At 66.8% G+C, this 22,573-nt stretch carries 19 protein-coding genes; 16 read left to right on the forward strand and 3 right to left on the reverse strand.

Annotated elements, in window-relative coordinates; genetic code table 11:
- Nucleotide 1 precedes the first annotated feature (1 nt).
- From AC5QAB_RS09640 to map, 8 genes are all read left to right on the forward strand, one after another.
- A complete protein-coding gene (locus AC5QAB_RS09640; protein WP_014646428.1) occupies nucleotides 2–1,210 on the forward strand; it encodes a DegT/DnrJ/EryC1/StrS family aminotransferase in 1,209 nt (402 codons plus the stop codon).
- A gap of 168 nt (nucleotides 1,211–1,378) precedes the next feature.
- Nucleotides 1,379–2,095 (forward strand): MtnX-like HAD-IB family phosphatase, encoded by a 717-nt coding sequence (locus AC5QAB_RS09645; RefSeq protein WP_014646427.1) that lies wholly within the window; start codon nucleotides 1,379–1,381, stop codon nucleotides 2,093–2,095.
- A 63-nt stretch (nucleotides 2,096–2,158) separates the two neighbouring features.
- Nucleotides 2,159–3,559 carry an aspartate aminotransferase family protein gene (locus AC5QAB_RS09650; protein ID WP_014646426.1) on the forward strand — a complete coding sequence of 467 codons (1,401 nt, stop codon included), beginning with the start codon at nucleotides 2,159–2,161 and terminating at the stop codon, nucleotides 3,557–3,559.
- A gap of 28 nt (nucleotides 3,560–3,587) precedes the next feature.
- The gene (locus tag AC5QAB_RS09655; protein ID WP_197562160.1) at nucleotides 3,588–4,652 is read left to right on the forward strand and encodes a GNAT family N-acetyltransferase; all 1,065 of its coding nucleotides are present in this window, start codon (nucleotides 3,588–3,590) and stop codon (nucleotides 4,650–4,652) included.
- Between the two features lie 3 nt (nucleotides 4,653–4,655).
- Nucleotides 4,656–5,540: an arginase family protein gene (locus AC5QAB_RS09660; protein ID WP_164109827.1), complete on the forward strand. Its 885-nt coding sequence runs from the start codon at nucleotides 4,656–4,658 to the stop codon at nucleotides 5,538–5,540.
- Between the two features lie 139 nt (nucleotides 5,541–5,679).
- The gene (locus tag AC5QAB_RS09665) at nucleotides 5,680–6,039 is read left to right on the forward strand and encodes a bleomycin resistance protein (RefSeq protein ID WP_197561611.1); all 360 of its coding nucleotides are present in this window, start codon (nucleotides 5,680–5,682) and stop codon (nucleotides 6,037–6,039) included.
- Nucleotides 6,040–6,107: 68 nt separating this feature from the next.
- Nucleotides 6,108–6,320, forward strand: coding sequence for a ParD-like family protein (locus tag AC5QAB_RS09670; protein ID WP_014646422.1), 213 nt, complete (start codon nucleotides 6,108–6,110; stop codon nucleotides 6,318–6,320).
- Nucleotides 6,321–6,327: 7 nt separating this feature from the next.
- The gene (gene map, locus AC5QAB_RS09675; protein ID WP_032958075.1) at nucleotides 6,328–7,110 is read left to right on the forward strand and encodes a type I methionyl aminopeptidase; all 783 of its coding nucleotides are present in this window, start codon (nucleotides 6,328–6,330) and stop codon (nucleotides 7,108–7,110) included.
- On the opposite strand, the gene AC5QAB_RS09680 is transcribed toward map, so the two are convergent.
- Nucleotides 7,107–7,721, reverse strand: coding sequence for a LysE/ArgO family amino acid transporter (locus tag AC5QAB_RS09680; protein ID WP_014646420.1), 615 nt, complete (start codon nucleotides 7,719–7,721; stop codon nucleotides 7,107–7,109). The two genes, map and AC5QAB_RS09680, sit on opposite strands and share 4 nt — an antisense overlap.
- 106 nt (nucleotides 7,722–7,827) lie before the next feature.
- Here AC5QAB_RS09680 and AC5QAB_RS09685 point away from each other — a divergent pair, with 106 nt between their 5' ends.
- The 5 genes from AC5QAB_RS09685 to AC5QAB_RS09705 all read left to right on the forward strand — a co-directional run bounded on the left by AC5QAB_RS09685 (nucleotide 7,828) and on the right by AC5QAB_RS09705 (nucleotide 13,502).
- Complete coding sequence (locus AC5QAB_RS09685; RefSeq protein ID WP_100449648.1) at nucleotides 7,828–8,721, forward strand: LysR family transcriptional regulator ArgP; 894 nt, start codon at nucleotides 7,828–7,830, stop codon at nucleotides 8,719–8,721.
- A gap of 78 nt (nucleotides 8,722–8,799) precedes the next feature.
- The gene (locus AC5QAB_RS09690; RefSeq protein ID WP_014646418.1) at nucleotides 8,800–10,200 is read left to right on the forward strand and encodes a TolC family protein; all 1,401 of its coding nucleotides are present in this window, start codon (nucleotides 8,800–8,802) and stop codon (nucleotides 10,198–10,200) included.
- Nucleotides 10,193–11,206: an HlyD family secretion protein gene (locus AC5QAB_RS09695; protein WP_049419414.1), complete on the forward strand. Its 1,014-nt coding sequence runs from the start codon at nucleotides 10,193–10,195 to the stop codon at nucleotides 11,204–11,206. Before AC5QAB_RS09690 ends, AC5QAB_RS09695 begins: the two co-directional genes overlap by 8 nt.
- On the forward strand, nucleotides 11,191–12,378 hold the full coding sequence (locus tag AC5QAB_RS09700; RefSeq protein ID WP_197561612.1) for an ABC transporter permease: 1,188 nt from the start codon (nucleotides 11,191–11,193) through the stop codon (nucleotides 12,376–12,378). Before AC5QAB_RS09695 ends, AC5QAB_RS09700 begins: the two co-directional genes overlap by 16 nt.
- Nucleotides 12,375–13,502, forward strand: coding sequence for an ABC transporter permease (locus AC5QAB_RS09705; protein ID WP_014646415.1), 1,128 nt, complete (start codon nucleotides 12,375–12,377; stop codon nucleotides 13,500–13,502). Before AC5QAB_RS09700 ends, AC5QAB_RS09705 begins: the two co-directional genes overlap by 4 nt.
- A 131-nt stretch (nucleotides 13,503–13,633) precedes the next feature.
- On the opposite strand, the gene AC5QAB_RS09710 is transcribed toward AC5QAB_RS09705, so the two are convergent.
- Entirely contained in the window at nucleotides 13,634–14,002 is a 369-nt protein-coding gene (locus tag AC5QAB_RS09710; RefSeq protein WP_014646414.1) for a glycine zipper 2TM domain-containing protein, read from the reverse strand.
- A gap of 166 nt (nucleotides 14,003–14,168) precedes the next feature.
- A complete protein-coding gene (locus tag AC5QAB_RS09715) occupies nucleotides 14,169–16,391 on the reverse strand; it encodes a methyl-accepting chemotaxis protein (RefSeq protein WP_197561613.1) in 2,223 nt (740 codons plus the stop codon).
- 1,169 nt (nucleotides 16,392–17,560) lie between these two features.
- Here AC5QAB_RS09715 and AC5QAB_RS09720 point away from each other — a divergent pair.
- The 3 genes from AC5QAB_RS09720 to AC5QAB_RS09730 all read left to right on the forward strand — a co-directional run bounded on the left by AC5QAB_RS09720 (nucleotide 17,561) and on the right by AC5QAB_RS09730 (nucleotide 22,513).
- The gene (locus AC5QAB_RS09720; RefSeq protein WP_032958053.1) at nucleotides 17,561–17,953 is read left to right on the forward strand and encodes a barstar family protein; all 393 of its coding nucleotides are present in this window, start codon (nucleotides 17,561–17,563) and stop codon (nucleotides 17,951–17,953) included.
- A 135-nt stretch (nucleotides 17,954–18,088) separates the two neighbouring features.
- The gene (gene mutS / locus AC5QAB_RS09725; RefSeq protein ID WP_197561614.1) at nucleotides 18,089–20,680 is read left to right on the forward strand and encodes a DNA mismatch repair protein MutS; all 2,592 of its coding nucleotides are present in this window, start codon (nucleotides 18,089–18,091) and stop codon (nucleotides 20,678–20,680) included.
- Between the two features lie 189 nt (nucleotides 20,681–20,869).
- Nucleotides 20,870–22,513, forward strand: a complete 1,644-nt coding sequence (locus tag AC5QAB_RS09730; RefSeq protein ID WP_049404383.1) for a catalase — start codon at nucleotides 20,870–20,872, stop codon at nucleotides 22,511–22,513.
- Nucleotides 22,514–22,573 lie beyond the last annotated feature (60 nt).

Genomic DNA, 22,573 nt, shown 5'->3' on the forward strand with positions numbered 1-22,573 from the left:
GATGAGCCTGTTCGCGCGCGAACTGCCGCCGACCGCTGGCCTGCCGATGCAGGCCAGCGACTTCCTTCCCGGCGGCGGCGACCTGCGCGACATCCTGGCCACCCAGCTCGGCACACCGCCGCTGCAGCTGACCTGTTCCGGCACCCACGCGCTGCTGATCGCGCTGCGTACCCTGCGCAAGCGCGCGCCCAAGCGCGATACCGTGATCCTGCCGGCCTATACCTGTCCGCTGGTGCCGATCGCGGTGCACAGCCTCGGCCTGCGCGTGCAGCTGTGCGATACCCGGCGTGGCCATTTCGACTTTGATCCGGCACAGCTCTCGCGCCTGGCCGACGCACGGACGCTGGCAATCCTGCCCACCCACCTCGGCGGGCGCATCGCCGATGTCGAACGGGCCTGCGAGGTCGCACGCGGCGCCGGTGCCTGGGTGATCGAAGATGCCGCACAGGCGCTGGGCGCACGGGTCGGCAACAGCAGCGTGGGCCTGCGTGGCGACATCGGATTCTTCAGCCTGGCCGCCGGCAAGGGGCTGAGCCTGCATGAAGGCGGCCTGCTGGTCAGCCGCGATGACGAGCTGCGCGCCGCGCTGGCCGAACATGCCGCCGAACAGGTACGTTTCAGCCTGCGCTGGGAGCTGCTTCGCAGCGTGCAGCTGCTGGGTCTTGCCGCCTGTTACCGCCCCTCGCTGCTGTCGCTGGTGTACGGCAATCCGCTGCGCAGCGCCCTGCAACGCGGCGATCTGGAAGACGCGGTCGGAGACATTTTCCCGCTGGACATCCCGCAGCACCGGGTCAGCCAGTGGCGGCAGAATGTGGGCGCCCACGCTGCACGGCGGCTGCCTGCGTTCCTGCAGGCCGGGCGCCTGCGCGCACTGCAGCTGCGTGTGCAGCTGGCACAGCTGCCGGCGGTGGAGGTGGTCGATGGCCTGGCCGGCACCGGCGGCACCTGGCCGATGCTGATGCTGCTGCTGCCCAGCCAGCGCGCGCGCGATGCCGCACTGGACGAACTGTGGCCGCGCGGCCTCGGTGCCAGCCGCATGTTCATCCATGCCCTGCCCGACTACGCCTACCTGCGTGGCATCGTGCCGCAGGACGACATGCCGAACGCGCGCGACTTCGCCGCACGCATGCTGACCCTCGGCAACAGCGCCTGGCAGACCCGGGAAGAGACCGCGCAGATCCTGCGGGCGCTGGCCGCTGCGCAGCCCTGAAAGCGCGGTTTTCACGGCATCACGCCCATTCAGCACGCTCGATTCCTGAACACTTTCCCCACCCGGCGGTGCAGGCTTTCAACAGGAAAGGAACGAGAAAGGCTGCCTGCCTACATTGAGCCTGCCCCGGCATCGTGCCGGACGTTTCTTTCATCGACGGACCTGCCCATGCACTGGAGCATCCTGTGTGACTTCGATGGCACCATCAGCCTCGAAGATGTCATCGACTCGCTGCTGGAGAAGTACGGCCAGCCGGGCTGGCAGCAACTGGAAGACCAGTGGAAGGCGGGAAAGATCGGCTCGCGTGAATGCATGCAGGGCCAGGTGCGGCTGCTGAAGCTGGACCCGGCCACGCTCGACGCGCACCTGGACCAGGTGCAGATCGATCCGGGCTTCGCCGCCTTTGTCAGCCGCGCCGAACAGCTGGGCGTGCCGCTGCGCATCGTCAGCGACGGCCTGGACTATGCGATCCACCGCATCCTCGCCAACCACGGCCTGTCGCGACTGCCGGTGGTGGCCAACCACCTGCGCTGGTGCGAAGACCATTGGGAACTGGAGTCGCCCTACCAGGCCGAAGGATGCCGCAGTGGTACCTGCAAGTGCACCTGCGCCGCGCAGGCGCGTGCCGACGAAGCACCACGCGTGCTGATGATCGGCGATGGCAGCTCGGATTTCTGCGTCTCCGAAGATGCCGACTTCGTGTTCGCCAAGCGCCGCCTGATCACCCATTGCACGAAGGCCGGCATCGAGCATGCCGCCATCGATACCTTCCACGATGCAATCGCACTGTTGCCGCGCTTGCTCGATGGCAGCCTGCTGCAGCCACGTCGCCTCGACGCCAGCCCGCAGCCCGCCGCACTGCCCCTGCTGCTGGCCACCGCCTGAGCACTCCCTTCCAGGCGCGCTCCCCGTCACCCCTTTCGAACGTCCTTCACGGAACCGAACTGCATGAACATTTTTGACAAGAACGCCGACGCGGCTGCCTCCGACGCGCAGCTGCTGGCCGACGAAGCCCGCTACAGCTCCTTCGGCGACACCGTCCACTACGTCGACCCGCCGAAGATCTTCCAGCGCGGCGAAGGAAGCTACATGTTCGACGGTGCGGGCGTGCCCTACCTCGACCTGCAGATGTGGTACTCGGCCTGCAACTTCGGCTACAGCAACAAGCGCCTGAACGACGCGCTGAAGGACCAGATCGACACCCTGCCGCAGGTCGCCAGCCAGTACCTGCACCCGACCCGCGTGCAGCTGGCCAAGACCATTGCCGTGGACATGCACCAGAAGTTCGGCCTCGACGGCCGCGTGCACTTCAACGTCGGCGGCGCGCAGGCCATTGAAGATTCGCTGAAGATCGTGCGCAACGCGCGCGGCGGCAAGAGCCTGATGTTCGCCTTCGAAGGCGGCTACCACGGCCGCACCCTGGGTGCCTCGTCGATCACCTCCAGCTACCGCTACCGCCGCCGCTACGGCCACTTCGGCGAGCGCGCGATGTTCATCCCGTTCCCGTACCCGTTCCGTCGCCCGAAGGGCATGACCCCGGACGAGTACTCCGACCACTGCGTGTGGCAGTTCGAGCGCCTGTTCGAAAGCGAGTACAACGGCGTGTGGGATCCCAAGGTCGGCCAGGCCGAGTACGCCGCGTTCTACGTCGAGCCGATCCAGGGCACCGGCGGCTACGTCATCCCGCCGCGCAACTTCTTCACTGGCCTCAAGCGCGTGCTGGACAAGTACGGCATCCTGATGGTCGTCGATGAAATCCAGATGGGTTTCTGGCGCACCGGCAAGCTGTGGTCGATCGAGCACTTCGGCGTTACCCCGGACGTGCTGGTGTTCGGCAAGGCGCTGACCAACGGCCTGAACCCGCTGTCGGGCCTGTGGGCGCGCGAAGAACTGATCAACCCGACCGTGTTCCCGCCGGGCTCCACCCACTCCACCTTCAACTCCAATCCGCTGGGCACCCGCCTCGGCCTGGAAGTGCTGAAGCTGGGCAAGGAAATGGATTACGAGCGCACCGTGCCGGAGAAGGGCGCGTACTTCCTGGACGGCCTGCGTGGCCTGCAGAAGCGTCACCCGGAGATCGGCGACGTCGACGGCCTGGGCCTGGCCCTGCGCGCCGAGATCTGCCAGACCGACGGCTACACCCCCAACAAGGAACTGCTGGACCGCATGGTCGACATCGGCCTGGCCGGTGACCTCCTGCACGACGGCAAGCGCATGGGCCTCGTGCTCGACGTGGGTGGCTGGTACAAGAACGTGATCACCTTCGCGCCGTCGCTGGACATCAGCTACGAAGAGATCGACCTGGCGATCACCCTGCTTGACCAGGCGCTGACCAAGGCCAAGGGCTGAGGTCGATGCGCTACCGGTTCCCGTGCCGATGGAGATGACGTCACGCGCATCCAGCACCGCGCTGGAACCGGCCTCGCTGCTGGAGGGCTTCCTGGCCCACCCGCCGCTTGGATTCGAGGCAGGCCTGCTTCCCAGCGGCCTGCCGACCTTCCGTGCGCCGCTCGACCTGACCACCACGATGGACGACGACCTGCGCGGCAAGCTGCTTGGCTTGCCGCTGTCGCGCCTGTGGCGGCCCTGGATCACCTGGAAGACCCGCTTCGTCGGTGCCACCAGCACCGAGTACACCCCGTTGCCCGCGCACGTCGCACCAGAGGCATTGGCCGAGGACGTGACGCGTCACGCGATCGGCGATTCCCGGCTGCTGGTGGTCAAGGACCTGGCAATCGATTCGCCGCTGCTGGACGACGCGGCCAATGCACACAGCAGCGCCTTCCTGCAGGCGCTGCTGGCACGCGGCTTCGTCGAACTGGAAGGCATGCCGCTGGCCTGGGTGGCGATCGATTTCGATTCGATCGATGGCTATCTCGGACGCCTGTCGTCCTCGCGCCGCAAGAACATCCGGCGCAAGCTGCGCTCGCGCGATGGCCTGCAGGTCGACTGCATCGCCACCGGCGATCCGGCCCTCGCCGACCCGCGACTGCAGGCCGAACTGTACGCGCTGTACCTGGGCGTGTTCGCGCAGAGCGCGGTGCATTTCGACCAGCTCGACCTGCCGTACTTCCAACACCTGCTGGCCGACAGCCAGGGCCAGGGACGGATGTTCCTGTATCGCCACCAGGGCCAGTTGATCGGCTGGAACCTGTGCTACATCCACGCCGGAAAGCTGGTGGACAAGTACATCGGCCTGGCCTACCCGCAATCACGCGAGCACAACCTGTACGCGGTCAGCTGGATGCACAACCTCGAGTACGCGCTGCAGCACGGCCTGAGCCACTACGTGGCCGGCTGGACCGACTCGCGGATCAAGGCCGAGCTGGGCGCCCGCTTCACCTCCACCCGGCACGCGATCCACGCCCGCTCCCCGCTGCTGCGCGCTGCCCTGCGCAAGCTGGCACCGTACCTGCAGGGCGAACCTGATGGAGGCGGTTGAACGATGTCGTCGCGTTTTCCGCTGATCCTGGACCTGGACGGTGGCGTACTGCCGCTGCCACAGGCGCAGACCCTGGCGCTGCCGCAGTGGCACGATCCGCTGCGCTTCGCCTGCAGCACTTCAACCCTGGACCGTTTCGCCGTTGAAGTGCTGGCACCGCTGCCGGCCCAGCTCGGCACGGTGATGCTCGGCAGTGGCGACTTCCACCACCTCAGCCTGCCGCTGCTGCGTCGCATGCGCGCGCACCAGCCGTTCCAGCTGGTGGTGCTGGACAACCATCCGGACAACATGCGTTTCCCGTTCGGCATGCACTGCGGGTCGTGGGTGAACGCGGCCAGCAAGCTGCCGCAGATCTCGCACATCCATGTGCTCGGCATCACCTCCAGTGACATCGGCCTGGGCCACGCCTGGGAGAACCATTGGCGCCCGCTGATGGGCGGGCGCCTGACTTACTGGTGCATGGATGTGGACGTGGGCTGGGGCCACCGCCTCGGCAGCGGCCGTGCATTCCGACGGTTCGAGCACCCGGAGGCACTGGTTGCCGCGTTCGCCGCCGAGCAGGCCAAGTCGCCGCAACCGACCTACCTGTCGATCGACAAGGATGTGTTCGCCGAGGACGTCGCCCGCAGCAACTGGGACCAGGGCCGCTTCCAGCTGGAACACGCACTGGTGGTGATCGAAGCGCTGCGCGCCGGTGGCCTGGTCGGCAGTGACATCACCGGCGAAGTGTCGCTGGCCAATTACCAGAGCCGCTTCAAGCGCTGGCTGTCGTCGCTGGATGGCCAACCTGACGTCAGCGCCGAGGATCTGCCGGTGTGGCAGGCACGGCACCAGCAGGTGAATCGCGAACTGCTGGCGGCGATGGCCGCCGTGCCGACCGCCTGCTGACCGCGCCGGTCGTGCCGGCCGCTGGCCGGCGTGGCTTCGGTAGTGCCGGCCGCTGGCCGGCAACCTCATCGTTCCCAGGCTCGCCGGGATGCCGGCCAGCGGCCGGCACTACACTGGACTCCCGCCTCGGAGCCTCGCGATGCCCCAGACCGTCATCCCGCAACTGCGCATGCGCCATGCCGACACCACCCTGCCGTTCTACGTGCAGGGGCTGGGTTTCGTGGTCGACTGGGAACACCGCTTCGAACCCGGCTTCCCGCTGTTCGCCCAGCTCACCCGCGACGGCCAGACGATCTTCCTCACCGAACACAGCGGCGACTGCGAGGTCGGCGGCGCGGTGTACTTCGTCGTTGAAGACGTCGACGCCCTGCACCGCGCCTTCAGTGCCGCCAACGTACCGATCGAGCAGCCACCGCACGACACCGGATGGGGCAGCCGCGAGATGCTCCTGCGTGACCCGGACGGCAACCGACTGCGCTTTGCCACCCACGTGGACTGAACGATGCGGGCTTGAGGCGGATATACGGAACATATATGCTTCGTATATCCATTCCGCCAGGACCGCCCATGGGCATCGTCAACATCGATGACACCCTGCACGACCAGCTGCGCCGTGCCTGCACCGTCTCCAGCCGTTCGATCAACGCCCAGGCCACCTTCTGGATCCGGGTCGGCATGCTGTGCGAGATGAACCCCACGCTGAGCTTCCAGGACATCGTCGCCAGCGAACTGCGGGCAGCCGGGGTGCAGCCGCAGGCGCTGGCGCCCGGGCGGGCCTGACATGACGATGATCAAGCAGCCGCACGAAATCGCGTTGCTGGCCGAATCCGGGCGCCTGCTGGCGCAGGTATTCGCCGCGCTCGACCAGCTGCCGCTGCAGGGACGCAGCACGATGGAGATCAACGACTTCGTCGAGCGCATGATCGTCGATGAGCTGCAGGCGCGGCCGGCCAGCAAGGGCCAGTACGGCTTCCCGTATGTGCTCAACACCTCGATCGACAACGTGGTCTGCCACGGCGTTCCCAGCACCGCCGACGTGCTGCGCAGCGGCCAGATCGTCAACCTCGACATCACCCTGGAGAAGAACGGCTACATCGCCGACTCCAGCACCACCTACCTGGTCGGTGAGGTCGACTACGCCGCGCGCAGGCTGGTGCAGGCCACCTACCAGGCGATGTGGAAGGGCATCGCTGCGGTGCGCCCGGGAGCGCGCCTGGGCGATATCGGCCACGCCATCGCCCGCCACGCGCGCAGCCACGGCTACAGCGTGGTGAAGGAATACTGCGGCCATGGCATCGGCCAGCAGATGCACGAGGAACCGCAGATCCTGCATTACGGCCATCCCAACACCGGCATGGTGCTGGAAGAAGGCATGGTGTTCACCATCGAGCCGATGCTCAACCAGGGCAAGCCGGCCATCCGTCAGCAGCCGGACCAATGGCCGGTCTACACCCGCGACGGCAAGCTGTCGGCGCAGTTCGAGCACACCGTGGCGGTCACCCGCAGCGGCGTGCGCGTGCTGACCCTGCGCCCCGGCGAAACCCCGCAGTGCGCGGTGGACGCGGCCTAGAGCGGGCGCAACAGCAGCAGCGTGGCGAGGCAGGACATGAAGACCGCCACGGCGGCATCCAGCACCCGCCAGGCGCCCGGCCTGCGGAACACCGGCTGCAACAGGCGCGCGCCATAGCCCAACGTGCAGAACCAGGCCACGCTGGCGGCGCAGGCACCGGCGGCGAACGCCCAGCGCAGGTCACCGGGGTAGCGCGTGGACAGACTGCCCAGCAGCACCACCGTATCCAGATAGACGTGCGGGTTGAGCAGCGTGAACGCCAGGCAGGTCAGCAGTACCTGCCGTCCGCTGCCGCCCTGCGCCTCGGCGGCGGCCAGGGCACTGCCACCGCGCCACGCGCGCAGCCCCGCCCGCAGGCCATACCAGAACAGGAAGGCCGCACCACCGAAGCGCAGCACCTGCAGCAGCAGCGGCCACTGCAGCACCAGCGCGCCCATGCCGCCAACGCCAGCAAGGATCAGCGCGATATCCGCGCCGGCGCAGGCCAGCACTACCGTCCCCACATTGCGCTGCTGCAGGCCCTGGCGCAGCACGAAGGCATTCTGCGCGCCGATGGCGATGATCAGGCCGGCACCTGCGAACAGGCCGGCGGCGGTAGCGGCAATCCACATCGGGACAGGCCAGGCAGCGAGGGGACGCGCAGGGTGCCGCCAACCGCCTTGATTAGACAAACTGATTTTTCTTTATCCTGTGCAGGAAAACTGAAGAGGCACCGGCATGGACCTGGTACACCCGCAACTGGCCGCGTTTGCCGCGGTGCTGGAGGAAGGCAGCTTCGAGGCTGCGGCACGCCGCCTGTCGATCAGCCCGTCAGCACTGTCGCAGCGGATCAGGGCCCTGGAGGACAGGCTCGGGCAGGTACTGGTGGTGCGCCAAGCACCCTGCCGGCCGACTGCCGCGGGTGAAGCGCTGCTGCGCCGGGTGCGACCGATGCAGGCGCTGGAGGCCGAAGCATTGGCCGAGCTGCTACCCGAGCGTGGCAGCGACGCTGCGCGCAGGCCGATCCCGCTGGCGGTCAACGATGACTCGCTTGATACCTGGTTCGTGCCGGCCATCGCCGACCTGCACCAGCGCCACGGCTATCTGTTCGACCTGCGCATGGACGACCAGGACCACACCCTGCAGCTGCTGCGCGATGGCAGCGTGCTCGGCGCGGTCACCGCCGAAAGCCAACCGGTGAAGGGATGCAACGCGCACCCGCTCGGCGCGATGCGCTACCACGCCATCGCCTCGCCCGGCTTCGCCCGCCAGTACTTCCGCGATGGCATGCAGGCCGCAACCCTGGCGCACGCACCGATGCTGGTGTTCAACCGCAAAGATGAACTGCAGTGGCGCTTCGTGCGGCGCCTGACCCGCGCGCGGCTGCAGCCGCCGCTACACTACCTGCCCTCCTCCACCGGTTTCGTCGAAGCCGCCGCGTGCGGACTCGGCTGGGGCATGGCCCCAGAAACCCTGGTCGCGCCCGCCGTGCGCGCCGGCCGCGTGGTGGTACTGGAACCCCGCCGCTGGCTCGATGTGCCGCTGTACTGGCAGCATGCCGCCGTGCGCTCAAGCACGCTGCAGCACATCACCCAGGCGCTGCGCACTGCGGCCAGAGGCACCCTTCGTTGAGGACAAACCGATGATCGCAGACCCGGGCTTCACGCTGCACGCACTACCGTTTGCGCACTTCTTCACTACTGGGACGGCATGGGCGTGATCGGCCGACGTACAAGGATGCACCGCGCGAAGGCCGCGCTGGCGCTGGCAGCCTGCCTGCCATTCGCTGCCGCCGCGCAGCCCACCAGCAACGCACCGGCATTGGACTGGGAACAGGCACGGCAACGCCTGGAGCAGGTCTCCGATGCGTTGGCCGCTGCCGACGCCGCCGTGCGCAACAAGCAGGACCTGCAGGACGCGACCCGCCTGCTGCGCCTGCCGGAGATCACCGGCGAAGTGCGCCGGCTGCAGTTCCAGAAGACGCTCACCCTGCCCCTGGGTTCGCTGGCTCCGGTGGCCGAGGCCTTTGGCATCGACTCGCCGCTGTCGTTCACCGAACGCGACTGGCGTACCCGCCCGGTGGTGACTGCAGTGCTGCCGCTGTACACCGGCGGCGTGATTCCGGCCGCGCAACGTGCCGCCAGTGCCGCCCACGAACAGGCCAGTGCCGAGCGCGAAGCACAACGCCAATCGCTGACCGTACAGCTGGCCCAGGCCTATTTCGGCCAGCGCCTGGCCGAGCAGGCGGTGGACGTGCGCCGCGATGTGCGCGATGGCCTCAACCGCCACCTGTCCGACGCAGAGAAGCTGGAGCGCGAGGGCTTCGCCACCCGCGCGCAGCGCCTGCAGGCCACCGTGGCCCGCGACAAGGCCGAGCGCGAATACCAGAAGACAGTGAACGACCTGGCCACGCTGAAGGCCGCACTGGCCACGCTGCTGCGCAGTGGCGGCGAGGTGCAGCCGGTGTCGCCGCTGTTCGTGCAGCGCGTGCCACTGGAACCGGTGGCCAGCTTCGAACGCACCGCGCAGGCGCGGCAGCCGCAGATCGCGCGCCTGCGGGCGATGGTGGCGCAGGCCGAACAGGGCGTGCGCGTGCAGCAGGCCAAGCTGAAGCCACAGATCTTCGCCTTCGGCCAGTACGACTTCCGTCGCCGCGACGAGATGCTGACCGATCCGGACTGGGCGTTCGGCATCGGCCTGAAGTACACCTTCCTGTCGCCGAACTCGCGGCCGGCGCAGATCAGCGCCGCGCGTGCGCAGCAGGACCAGGCCGAAGCGGGCCTGCGCGAGGCCGAGAACCAGGTCGCGCTGGGTGTGCGCAAGGCCTGGAACGAGCTGGAAACCGCACGCCAGCAGTACGTGCTGCTCGACAGCAGCATCGCCCAGGCACAGGAAAACCTGCGCCTGCAGGAGCTGGCGTTCCGCGAAGGCCAGGCGACTTCGCTGGATGTGATCGACGCGCGGCTCGGCCTGGGTGGCGCCCGCGTCGAGCGCGCACAGGCCGCCTACCAATACGATATTGCGCTGGCACAGTTGCTGGAGATCAGTGGACAGATGGACCGTTTCGAAGAGTTCCGGCGGCGGGCGGACGAGGTGATCGACCATGAGTGATGTGCTGCACGACGATGCGACGACGCCCCCGGGCAAGCGCCGGTTGGGACCGATCCTGGTAGTGGTGCTGCTGGTCGTGGTGGTGCTCGGCCTGTGGCTGGCCTGGCGCAGCCCGGCCGACCAGATCCAGGGCATGGCCGATGCGGACACGATCAACGTGGCCGCCAAGATCACCGCGCGCGTGGCCGAACTGAAGGTGCGCGAGGGCGACCGCGTGCAGGCCGGGCAGGTGTTGTTCCTGCTCGACAGCCCCGAAGTGGCCGCCAAGGAACAGCAGGCGCACGGCGCTTTGGCCGCCGCACAGGCAGTGGCCGACAAGGCCGACGAAGGCGCGCGCAGCGAAGACATCCGCGCCGCCGAAGCGAACTGGAAGCGGGCCGAAGCCGGTGCGACGCTGGCTGAAGCCACTTACCAGCGCGTGCAGAACCTGTTCAACGAAGGGGTGATGACCCGGCAGAAGCGTGATGAAGCGCATGCCCAGGCCACCAGTTCGCGTGAACTGGCCCGTGCCGCGCGCGCGCAGTACGACATGGCCCTGGCCGGCGCGCGCGAGCAGGACAAGCGTGCCGCGCAGGGCCAGGTGCAACAGGCACAGGGCGCGGTGGCCGAGGTCAACGCCGCGCGTGTCGAAGTGGAAGGGCGCGCGCCGGTCGCCGGCGAAATCAACAAGCGCATGGCCGACCCGGGCGAGCTGGTGCCGGCCGGCTACCCGGTGTTCACCCTGGTCGACATCGACCGCATGTGGGTCGCCATGAACCTGCGCGAATCGCAGATGCAGGGCCTGAAGGTCGGCAGCAAGCTGCAGGGCAGCGTGCCGGCGCTCGGCCTGGACGGCGAATTCGAGGTCTACTTCATCAATCCGGCCGGCGACTATGCAACCTGGCGTACCACCCGCCAGTCGTCCGGCTACGACGTCCGCAGCTTCGAGGTGCGGGTGCGCCCGGTACGCCGCATCGAGGGCTTCCGCCCCGGCATGAGCGTGCTGTTCGCATGGCCCCAGCACTGAACCCCGGCCGCGGCGGCTTCGCCGCCAGCTGGCGGCGCGAGCTGCAGTCGCTGCGCGGCAACCGCGCCGACCTGCTGCTGGTCACCGTGCTGCCGCTGCTGATGCTGGTGGTGATGGCGTGGATGTTCACGCCTTCGGTGATGCGCGACATCCCGATCGCGGTGGTCGACCTCGACCACAGCAGTGACAGCCGCCTGCTGCTGCGCATGCTCGATGCCAGCCCCGGCGTGCGCGTCGCCAGCCAGCCGGTGGACCTGGAAGACGCACGTTCGCAGCTGCGTCGGCTGGATGTGTTCGCCATCGTACTGGTGCCGCGCGATGTCACCCGGCAGGCGCTGCGTGGGCGCCAGGGCACGGTGTTTGCCTATTACAACGCCACCTACATGACCACCGGCCAGTCGGCGTCGCGCGACATCGGCGACGCGGTTTCCGCATGGAACGCGCGCCTGCTGCGCGAGCGCATCGGCCTGCAGGTCGGCCCGGGCAAGCTGCGCGCGGCACCCATCGCGGTGCAGTCGGACATTCTGTACAACCCGGCACGCAGCTACGAGCTGTTCCTGCTGCCGTTGATCTTCCCGGCGGTATTGTCGCTGGTACTGGCACTTGCAGTGGCCGGCAGTCTTGGCCGCGAGATCCGCGACGGCACCCTGCCCGCCTGGCTGGGCCGCGCGCCGTGGGCGGCGATTGCCGGCAAGGTCGCGCCGTACATCCTGCTGTTCTCGGTGTATGGCGCGCTCGGCATCGGCTACCTGGCCTGGCTGCGTGGCGATGGCGTGGCGGGCAGCGTATTCCTGCTGCTGCTCGCACAGCCGCTGTTCTACCTGGCCACGGCCGCCTACGCATTGTTCTTCGTCGGCGTGACCCGCGACATGGGCACCGCGCTGTCGGCGGTCGGCCTCAGCATCGGCACCGCGCTGGCCTTCTCCAGTGCCACCTTCCCGGTCCTCGACGGTCCCTTGTTCACCCGCGTCTGGCATCAGCTGCTGCCCCTCAGCGCCTACATCAAGCTGCAGACCCAGCAGCAGTTCATCGGTTCGCCGCTGCAGGTTTCGGTGTGGGCGCTGGCCACGCTGTTGTTGATGGCGGTGGTGGCAGGAGGCGTCGGCGGCCTGCGCCTGATCGCCTTTGCGCGCACACCTGCCGCCGCACAGCCCGCAGGGGCCGACGCATGAGCGCACTCTGGCGCAGCCTGCGGCAGACCCTGATGGCAGTGCTCTGCGACCGCTACGCGATCGTGGTGATGGTCGGGGCGGTGATCCTGTACTCGTTCTTCTATCCAGCCGCCTACCGGCACCAGGTGGCCGGCAACCTGCCGGTGCTGGTGGTGGACGAAGACCACAGCGCGACCAGCCGCGAGCTGCTGCGCAAGCTCGACGCACTGCGCGTTGCGCGCGTGGTCGGTCAACCCGCGGACGTCGACAGCGCACGCCGGCAGCTGGAAGCCGGCCATGCCGAGGGGATCGTCGTGATCCCCGCCAATCTGGAGCGCGACATCCTGCGCGGCCACCCGGCCAAGCTGGTACTGCTTGGCAACGGTGCCTACCTGGGCCGCGCCAGCTGGGTGCTGGGCAGCGTGGCTGACGCGCTGGGTGCGTTCGGGCGTGATGCCGTGGTCGGCCAGGCCGCCTTCATGGGCGCACCGCAGGCACCGCCGGTCACGCTTGTGCAGCGCCCCCTGTACAACACGCAGGAAGGTTATGGCAGCGCCATCGTTCCCGGCGTGGCCGAGCTGATCGTGCACCAGACGCTGCTGATGGGCATCGGCGTCCTGCTCGGCGGCCGCCGCCTCGCGCTCGGCCGGCGCCTGCGCTTCGACCTGCCGACCCTGGCCGGCATGGCACTGGGCTTCGGCCTGATCGGCCTGTTCGGTCTGTTCTGGTATGCCGGGTTCACTGCCTGGGTGCAGGACTATCCACGCGGAGGCAACCCGCTGGGCCAGCTGCTGGGTGGCACGCTGTTCATCGCGGCGACGGTGGCCTTCGGCCTGTTCGTCGGCAGCTTCTTCCGCACCCGCGAACGCGCCTTCCAGTACATCATCGCCACCTCGATCCCGCTGTTCTTCCTCGCCAACCTGTCGTGGCCCTCGGTGATGACGCCACAACCGCTGGTCTGGCTGGCGCAGCTGCTGCCGACCACCTCCGGCATCAACCTGATGGTGCGCCTGAACCAGATGGACGCCAGCCTGGCCGAAGTCAGCCACGAACTGATCACCCTCACCGTCCTGCTGCTGCTCTACGGCAGCCTCGCCACCTGGCGCCTCCTCGCAAAAAAGGGGACGGAGGGGATTAAGTCGTAAGCGGCCGGTTGGGGGGGGATTGCGACTTAATCCCCTCCGTCCCCTTTTCCTGCAATGAAGAACGCCGGCGCGAGGCCGGCGTTCGAGTACTGCGATGTGGAAGGGGAAAAACGGGGGCCGTCGGCGATCGATCAGCGATAGACGCGTTCGCAGCGGCGCTCGACCACGCGGTCGCCATTCTTCTGCTGGCTGTTGCCCTGGATCTGGCGGCCCGCCGCACCACCGGCAACAGCACCGGCCACGGTAGCGAGCTTCTTGCCATTGCCGCCGCCCACCTGGTTGCCCAGCAGGCCGCCGATCACCGCGCCAGTGGCTGTACCGGCGATGCGGTTCGGATCGCGCGAGTTGCGCTGCACTTCCACGTTCTTGCAGACCACGCGGCTGCCATCGTTGAATCGGCGTCCCTCATCGCGCGGACCATAGGTCTGCGCGCCGGCCACCGACGAAGCCGCCAGCAGGGTGCCCAGCACAAGCAATCGGGTCGAGGTCTTCATGGCCATCTCCTAGGTTCCGGTATGGCGCAAGTGTCCTCCCGCGGCTGGCAACCGGAAGTGAAATGCGCGTGTCCGCGGCCTCATCGGCCATCGCGCGTTCAGGAAGAAAATCCGCGCCCATCACGATCAGCCATCGTGATGGACGCCGTCTCCCTGCCGGCTTTGCCCTCTGCTAGAACTCTTCCCAGCCACCGGCATTGGCCGCCAGTGTCGGCTCGATGCGCGGCGACAGCGCTGCCGCCCTGCGCATCGGGGTGACCGTCGCGGTCACCGCAGCCAGGGCCGGACGCACGGCTGCAGCCGCCGTTACCGCGCCGGTGCGGAACACCGAAACCGCCTCGGCCAGCAGGTTCGCCTGCTCCTCCATGGAACGCGCCGCAGCACTGGCCTCTTCCACCAGTGCCGCATTCTGCTGCGTGGTCTCGTCCATCTGCACCACCGCCTGGTTCACCTGTTCGATGCCCGAGCTCTGCTCCTGCGAGGCAGCAGAGATATCAGCCATGATGTCGGTCACGCGCTGCACGGAAGCAACGATCTCGCCCATCGTGGTGCCTGCCTGTCGGACCAGGGCCGATCCATCGGCGACCTTCCCAACCGAATCCTCGATCAGGCCCTTGATCTCCTTGGCCGCACCGGCCGAGCGCTGTGCCAGCGTGCGCACCTCACTGGCCACCACCGCAAAGCCCCTGCCCTGCTCGCCGGCACGCGCGGCTTCCACCGCCGCGTTCAACGCCAGGATGTTGGTCTGGAAGGCAATGCCATCGATGACCGAGATGATCTCGGCGATCTTCTTCGACGAGGCCTCGATGGCCGACATCGTGGTGACCACCTGGCCGACCACCTCGCCGCCCTGGGAGGCGACACCGTGCGCACCGATGGCGAGCTGGTTGGCCTGGCGGGCGTGCTCGGCGTTCTGCTTCACGGTGGAGGTCAGCTCCTCCATCGACGCCGCCGTCTCTTCCAGGTTCGCCGCCTGCTGCTCGGTGCGCCGCGACAGATCGGTGTTGCCCGAGGCGATTTCGCCTGCCGCCAGGGTGATGCTGGACGCGCTGGCCTGGATGCGCCCGACGATCTGCTTGAGCTGATCGACGGTCGCATTGCAGTCATCGCGCATGCGGGCGAACACGCCGTGGAAGTCGCCCTGCATGCGTACGGTGAGGTCACCGCGCGAGATCGCCTGCAGCAGGCTCGACACCTGCACCAGGTTCTGGTCGGTGGTCTGCATCAAGCGATTGAGCCCGGCCACCATGTCGCGGAAATCGTAGGCGAAGCGATCTTCATCGCCGCGCAGGCTGAAGTCGCCCGCCGCCGCGGCCGTCGCCAGCCGGCGGATCTCGCCGTTGATCGCCGACAGGCTGGTCTTGGTCTCGTCCATTGCCTGGGTGATCGCCGCCTTCTCGCCCGGCAGCGGATCCATGTCCACCGACAGGTCGCCACGGGCGTAATGCTTCATCACTTCGATCAGCCGGTTCTGTACCTGCACGTGTGAGCCGACCAGCGCGTTGGTCTCGTGCACCATGCGCCCGTAGTCACCAGGGAAGGCACTCTCGTCCATGCGATAGCTGAGGCTGCCCGCATCGTGCTGGCGGGCCAACTCGCCCTGCGCCGCCATCACCGACTGCAACTGCGCCTGCATGCGCTGCATCGACCTGAGCAGCTGCGTGACCTCATCGTTGCCGGAGGCGTCAATGCTGTTGTCCAGCCGCCCATTGGCGATGCCGTCGGCCAGCTTCACCGCGCCTTCCAGCGGGCGGGTCAGGCTGCGGGTGATGGCCCACGCGGCCAGCGAGCCCAGTACCAGGCTCAACGCGCCGAACACGATCGACAGCGTGCCGGTCCAGGATTCGGTTGAACGGTATTCCTCGCGGCTGCGCTCGGTCAGTGTCTCCTGATGCCGCAGCAGGGTCGAGATCGCTTCGTTCCACGCGGTTGCCAGCCCCTGCTCGGCAAGCAGTTCCTTGGCCGCGCCGTCGAAATCCCCGGCCTTCATGCGCTCGTGAAGATGCCGGGTGGAGGCGTCGGTGGCCTTGCGTGCCGCGTCGATTTTCGCCACCAGGGTATCGCCGGTCGCGTCGCGCGGAATCCTGATGTACCTGGCCCAGATACCGTCGTAGGTCTGCGACAGCTCCTGCGCCTTCTGATAATCCCTGTCAAAATCCTCGCCGCGCTTGATCACCATCAGGCGGCGGTGCATCAACACCGCGTTGTTGGTATCCAGCATGTCGTTCAACAGCCGCATCTTCACCATGTTGACGTCCACCACTTTCTCGAACTGGGCGGACTTCAGGTGATTTCCGTACAGCGCCAGGCCAACGATGGCCACGATGAACAGCAGCAGCAATCCAAACCCGGCACCCAGCCGGGATCCCACTCGGAGGTTGCGTAAGGCGAGCATCTCAATTCCCTTGATCATGGCCGTACGATCGATGGCGGCGCAGCACAGGGAAACTTTATGGGTCGATATTATTGTATCGATCCAAATCTATGGAACTGTGCAGACAGGTGTGAAGGAAACACTTAATGGAGGTGGTTATTCCTGCCGGGCATATCAATGCACGAGCACATCAATCGCAGTCATCACGCAGCGCTTGCGAGTCGTGACCGCAGAAACCGTCACTTGATGGACGGAGGGGGAGGATGAAGCCCATCGATCCCGGCACCCTCCTGTCCAGAGGAACAACGCGCTGCTTCGCGACTACCGTCAGGGCTGCAATCTGGCATCTGCCATCGCAGGGCCCCGACCCTTGAGTATTTCAACCCTGATGAAGGGGTCCAGACCCCATTGCAATCGACTGCCACTGATCTCCCACTTATTGACCTTCAAGTCAATAAAACTGCAGTCATTGAGATTTTCGTCGCTCTGGAAGTGGGAGACGGGAAGGTCACCCCATGCTGCACTGACCCACGCGCTGCGCTGAGGCAATACGGTCGAGGAGTGCATGGAAACTGCGTACTTTCTACTCATGCCTGTCCACGGAAATTGACTCCCAGGACCGCGCGACGGAAATTTCCTCAAGATACCGCTCAAGGTCTCTGAACGGAGAGACCCCTATAGCAGCGAAGGAGAACCACACGGCATCGCACTCGTCGCAGACAAATATCTGAACGCCGCGCTCCTTTACTTGAGCTTTCAACACCTCACCCTGCTCACAACGGGGACAGATCAAACTACCCCCACCGCACCGGAGATGCAGATACAAACTTACTGACCATCCCAGGAACAATTTCCCAGACCTTTCTTGCCGATGATACAGGAGGAGAATCTATTTCCATCACCCAGCCAGTCATCATTGACAGTGGAAGTTGAACGCGCCCGAGGGGGTCCTGCTGCCGATGGCACCAATCAATGAAGAAGAAGACTTCGGGCGAACTCTCTACCAGCTGATGGCCCTGCTATTGGCGATGGGTCACCTCGTTTTCTTCCCTGCAAACCGGCGCGCGCCACGACGGGAGTGCCGAGCACTTTGACTCAGCAAAGTAGTTTGCCAAACCCCAGCATGGGTCCGCAAAGCATCCGGCGCTCAGCCATGTCCAACGCACAGGGAACAACGCTACAGTCGACATATGACGCTCATCCTGCAGATCGAAGGCTGTGCCATTCACGACATCCCCAGCCTGTACGCGGAGATCAACCGCGTGTTCATGGCCGGCGAGGACTGGCAGCTCGGGCCAAGCCTGGACGCCCTGGATGATCTGCTGCATGGCGTCCATGGCGCGTTGGCCGGCCATGAGCGGGCCACGGTGATCTGGAGTGATATCGAGCACAGCCGCGCCGCACTGGGACGAACTAGCACATGCCAGTGGCTGCAGTCCAAGCTGGAAGCCCCGGGCACCTTCAACACGCGGACCATTGCGCGCCAGCTGGACGCCCTGCAACGGGGCGAGGGCCCAACCTACTTCGAGATCGTGATGGATATCTTCGCCAGCCACCGGCAGATCACCCTGGTCCCGGCCTGACCCCGTTGCTGTGCGGTACCCGCCTGCCACCGGTAGCCGCAGCCCTGTGCCCCAGCAGTTACCATGGACGGCCCTGTACCCGCTCCGTTGCCGCTGCCCTCCGGCGCGAACGGACGCCCCGGATTCACGAGCCCCATGTCCAAAGAAAAGTCCGCCGAACACACCCCGCTGATGAAGCAGTTCTTCGCAGCCAAGTCCGAGTATCCGGACCTGCTGCTGTTCTTCCGCATGGGCGACTTCTACGAGCTGTTCTACGACGATGCGCGCAAGGCCGCGCGCCTGCTCGACATCACCCTGACCCAGCGTGGCAGCTCCGGCGGCGCGCCGATTCCGATGGCCGGCGTGCCGGTACATGCCTATGAAGGCTACCTGGCGCGGTTGGTGGCGCTGGGCGAGTCGGTGGCGATCTGCGAGCAGATCGGCGACCCGGCGCTGGCCAAGGGCCTGGTCGAACGCAAGGTGGTGCGCATTGTCACCCCCGGCACCGTGACCGACGAAGCGCTCCTGGACGAACGCCGTGACACCCTGCTGATGGCGCTGTCGCGCACGAAGCAGGGCTACGGCCTGGCCTGGGCCGACCTGGCCGGTGGCCGCTTCCTGGTCAATGAAGTCGAGACCGACGACGCGCTGGAAGCCGAACTGGCCCGACTGGAACCGGCCGAGCTGCTGGTGCCCGACGAGGAGAACTGGCCCGACTTCCTGCGCCAGCGCACCGGCGTGCGCCGCCGTGCGCCGTGGCTGTTCGACGCGGACAGCGGCCGCCGCCAGCTGCTGAACTTCTTCAAGCTGCACGATCTGAGCGGCTTCGGTATCGATGACAAGCCACGTGCCACCGCCGCCGCCGGCGCCCTGCTCGGTTATGTCGAGGAAACCCAGAAGCAGCGCCTGCCGCACCTGACCTCGATCGCGATGGAAACCGCCGGCGAGGCGATCGCGATGAACGCCGCCACCCGCCGCCACCTGGAACTGGATACGCGCGTCGACGGCGATACCCGCAATACCCTGCTGGGCGTGCTCGACAGCACGGTGACGCCGATGGGCGGGCGCCTGCTGCGCCGGTGGCTGCACCGCCCGCTGCGCCTGCGCGAGGTACTGGTACAGCGCCACCATGCGGTGGCAACCCTGATCGATCGCGGCAGCGATGCCGACATCCGCGAACAGTTCCGCCGCCTCGGCGACCTGGAACGCATCCTGACCCGCGTCGCACTGCGTTCGGCGCGCCCGCGTGATTTCTCCACCCTGCGCGATGGCCTGGGCCTGCTGCCGGCGGTGCGCGAAGTGCTGGCGCCGCTGGATTCACCGCGCCTGCAGGCACTGCATGCCGCCTTGGGCGAGCACGACGCGTGCGCACAGCTGCTGGCCAGCGCCATCGCCGAAATGCCGCCACTGAAGCTGAGCGACGGCGGCGTGCTGGCCGATGGCTTCGATGAAGAGCTGGACGAGCTGCGCCGCCTGTCCACCCATGCCGACCAGTTCCTGGTTGACCTGGAACTGCGCGAGCGCGAGAGCAGCGGCATTCCCACCCTGAAGGTGGGCTACAACCGCGTGCACGGCTACTACATCGAAATCAGCAAGGGCCAGTCCGATCGCGCGCCGGTGCACTACACCCGCCGCCAGACGCTGACCAATGCCGAGCGTTACATCACCGAAGAACTGAAGGCATTCGAGGACAAGGTGCTGTCCGCGCGCGACCGTTCGCTGTCGCGCGAGAAGTACCTGTACGAGCAGCTGCTGGATACCCTCGGCGCGCAGCTGGAACCGCTGAAGCAGTGCGCCGCCGCGCTGAGCGAACTGGACGTGCTGGCCGCCTTCGCCGAACGCGCGCAGGCGCTGGACTGGTCGCGACCGGAACTTGAAACGGCACCGTGCCTGAAGATCGAGCGTGGCCGCCATCCGGTGGTCGAGGCGGTGCGCGAGCAGCCGTTCGAACCCAACGATCTGGATCTGCATCCGGACCGCCGCATGCTGGTCATCACCGGTCCGAACATGGGTGGTAAATCGACCTACATGCGGCAGAACGCGCTGATCGTGCTGCTGGCCCACATCGGCAGCTTCGTGCCGGCCAGCCGGGCGCTGATCGGCCCGATCGACCGCATCCTGACCCGCATCGGCGCCGGTGACGACCTCGCCCGCGGGCAGTCGACCTTCATGGTCGAGATGGCCGAGACCAGCTACATCCTGCACCACGCCACCGCGCATTCGCTGGTGCTGATGGACGAAATCGGCCGTGGCACGTCCACCTACGACGGCCTGGCGCTGGCCGACGCGGTGGCCCGCCACCTGGCCTACCAGAACCGCTGCTACACGCTGTTCGCCACCCACTACTTCGAGCTGACCGCGCTGGCCGACGAGCAGCACGAGGGCGGCCGCAGCGGCATCGCCAACGTGCACCTGGATGCCGTCGAGCACGGTGAAGCGCTGGTGTTCATGCACGCGGTGAAGGACGGCCCGGCCAACCGCAGCTTCGGCCTGCAGGTGGCCGCACTGGCCGGCCTGCCGCGCGCCACCGTGGCGCAGGCGCGCCGTCGACTGGCCGAGCTGGAACAGCGCGGCGGTGAGAGCCATGCCGCCGAGCTGGCGCCGCAGGCACTGGATGCACCGCAGCAGTTCGGCCTGTTCGCGGCGCCGTCGAACAAGGCACAGGAAGCACTGGCCGCCATCGATCCGGACGAACTGACGCCGAAGCAGGCACTGGAAGCGCTGTACCGACTGAAAGCACTGCTGTAACCGCAGCACGCACCCATGGCTTCCCGCCGCCACGCGGGAGGCCTATCGAAAGATCCGGCAAATCTAATTCTTCGTTTCAATTGACAGAAACTATCAAACTGAACGGATCATTCGATTATTCATTTCATCTGGCCCTAGCTAAAGTCGGGTGAAGATGTTCCATCCCGTCTTCACCCGCAGGAGCCAGCCATGAGCCAGTCCGATAACAACAGCCCGAAATGTCCGTATCACACCGCGCCGTCGCCTGCGGAAGGCGCCCAGCAGCAGCGCGAGCTGAGCACTACCCCGAAGCAGAAGCACGGCGATGAACCGGTCACGCCGATGACCACGGCCTTCGGCGCACCGGTGGTGGACAACCAGAACAGCAAGACCGCCGGCCCGCGTGGCCCGCTGCTGATGGAAGACGTGTGGCTGCTGGAAAAGCTGGCCAACCTCAACCGCGAGATCATTCCCGAGCGCCGCATGCACGCCAAGGGCTCGGGCGCATTCGGCACCTTCACCGTCACTCACGACATCAGCAAGTACACCCGCGCCAAGCTGTTCGAGAAGGTCGGCAAGCAGACCGAGATGTTCGCCCGCTTCACCACGGTGGCCGGCGAGCGTGGCGCCGCCGACGCCGAGCGTGACATCCGCGGCTTCGCCCTGAAGTTCTACACCGAAGAAGGCAATTGGGACCTGGTCGGCAACAACACGCCGGTGTTCTTCCTGCGCGACCCGCGCAAGTTCGCCGACCTCAACAAGGCCGTCAAGCGCGACCCGCATACCAACCTGCGCAGCGCACGCAACAACTGGGATTTCTGGACGCTGCTGCCCGAAGCCCTGCTGCAGGTGACCGTGGTGATGAGCGACCGCGGCATTCCGCGCAGCTTCCGCCACATGCACGGTTTCGGCTCGCACACCTACAGCTTCACCAACGCCGACAGCGAGCGCTTCTGGGTGAAGTTCCACTTCGTCAGCCAGCAGGGCATCGAATCGCTGACCGACGCGCAGGCGCAGATCCTGGTCGGCCATGACCGCGAAAGCCACGGCCGCGACCTGTTCGCCGCGATCGAGAAGGGCGACTTCCCGAAGTGGAAACTGTTCATCCAGGTCATGCCGGAACTGGAGGCGGAAACCTACCGCATCCATCCGTTCGACCTGACCAAGGTGTGGCCGAAGAGCGACTACCCGCTGATCGAAGTGGGCCAGTTCGAACTGAACCGCAACCCGGTCAACTGGTACCAGGACGTGGAGCAGTCGGCGTTCGCGCCGAGCAACCTGGTGCCGGGCATCGGCCCGTCGCCGGACAAGATGCTGCAGGCGCGCCTGTTCGCCTACTCCGATGCGCAGCGCTACCGGCTGGGCGTGAACCATCACCAGATTCCGGTGAACGCCGCGCGCTGCCCGGTGCACAGCAACCACCGCGACGGTGCGATGCGCGTGGACGGCAACTACGGCGGCCTGCCGCACTACGAACCCAACAGCTACGGCCAGTGGCAGGAGCAGCCGCAGTACCGCGAACCGCCGATGAAGATCCGGGGCGACGCCGACTTCTGGAACTTCCGTGAGGACGACGCCGACTACTTCAGCCAGCCCGGTGCGCTGTTCCGCAGCTACAACCAGGCACAGAAGGAGCGACTGTTCGCCAACACCGCCCGTGCCCTGGGCGATGCGCCGGACTTCATAAAGCAGCGCCACATCGACAACTGCAGCAAGGCCGACCCGGCCTATGGCGCTGGTGTTGCCGCGGCGCTGAAGTCGCTGGCCAGCCAGCCGACGGATCCGTTCAAGCCGGCCCAGCCGGAAGCGGACTTCCCCACCGCGACCCCGGGCGCCGAAGACATCGAGCTCTGATCGCCCCGCCCCGTGAACGCCACGCCGCCTCCCCGTGAGGCGGCGTCGCCGTTTTAACGG

Source organism: Stenotrophomonas sp. YJH_SMC_127 (genome assembly GCF_059372445.1).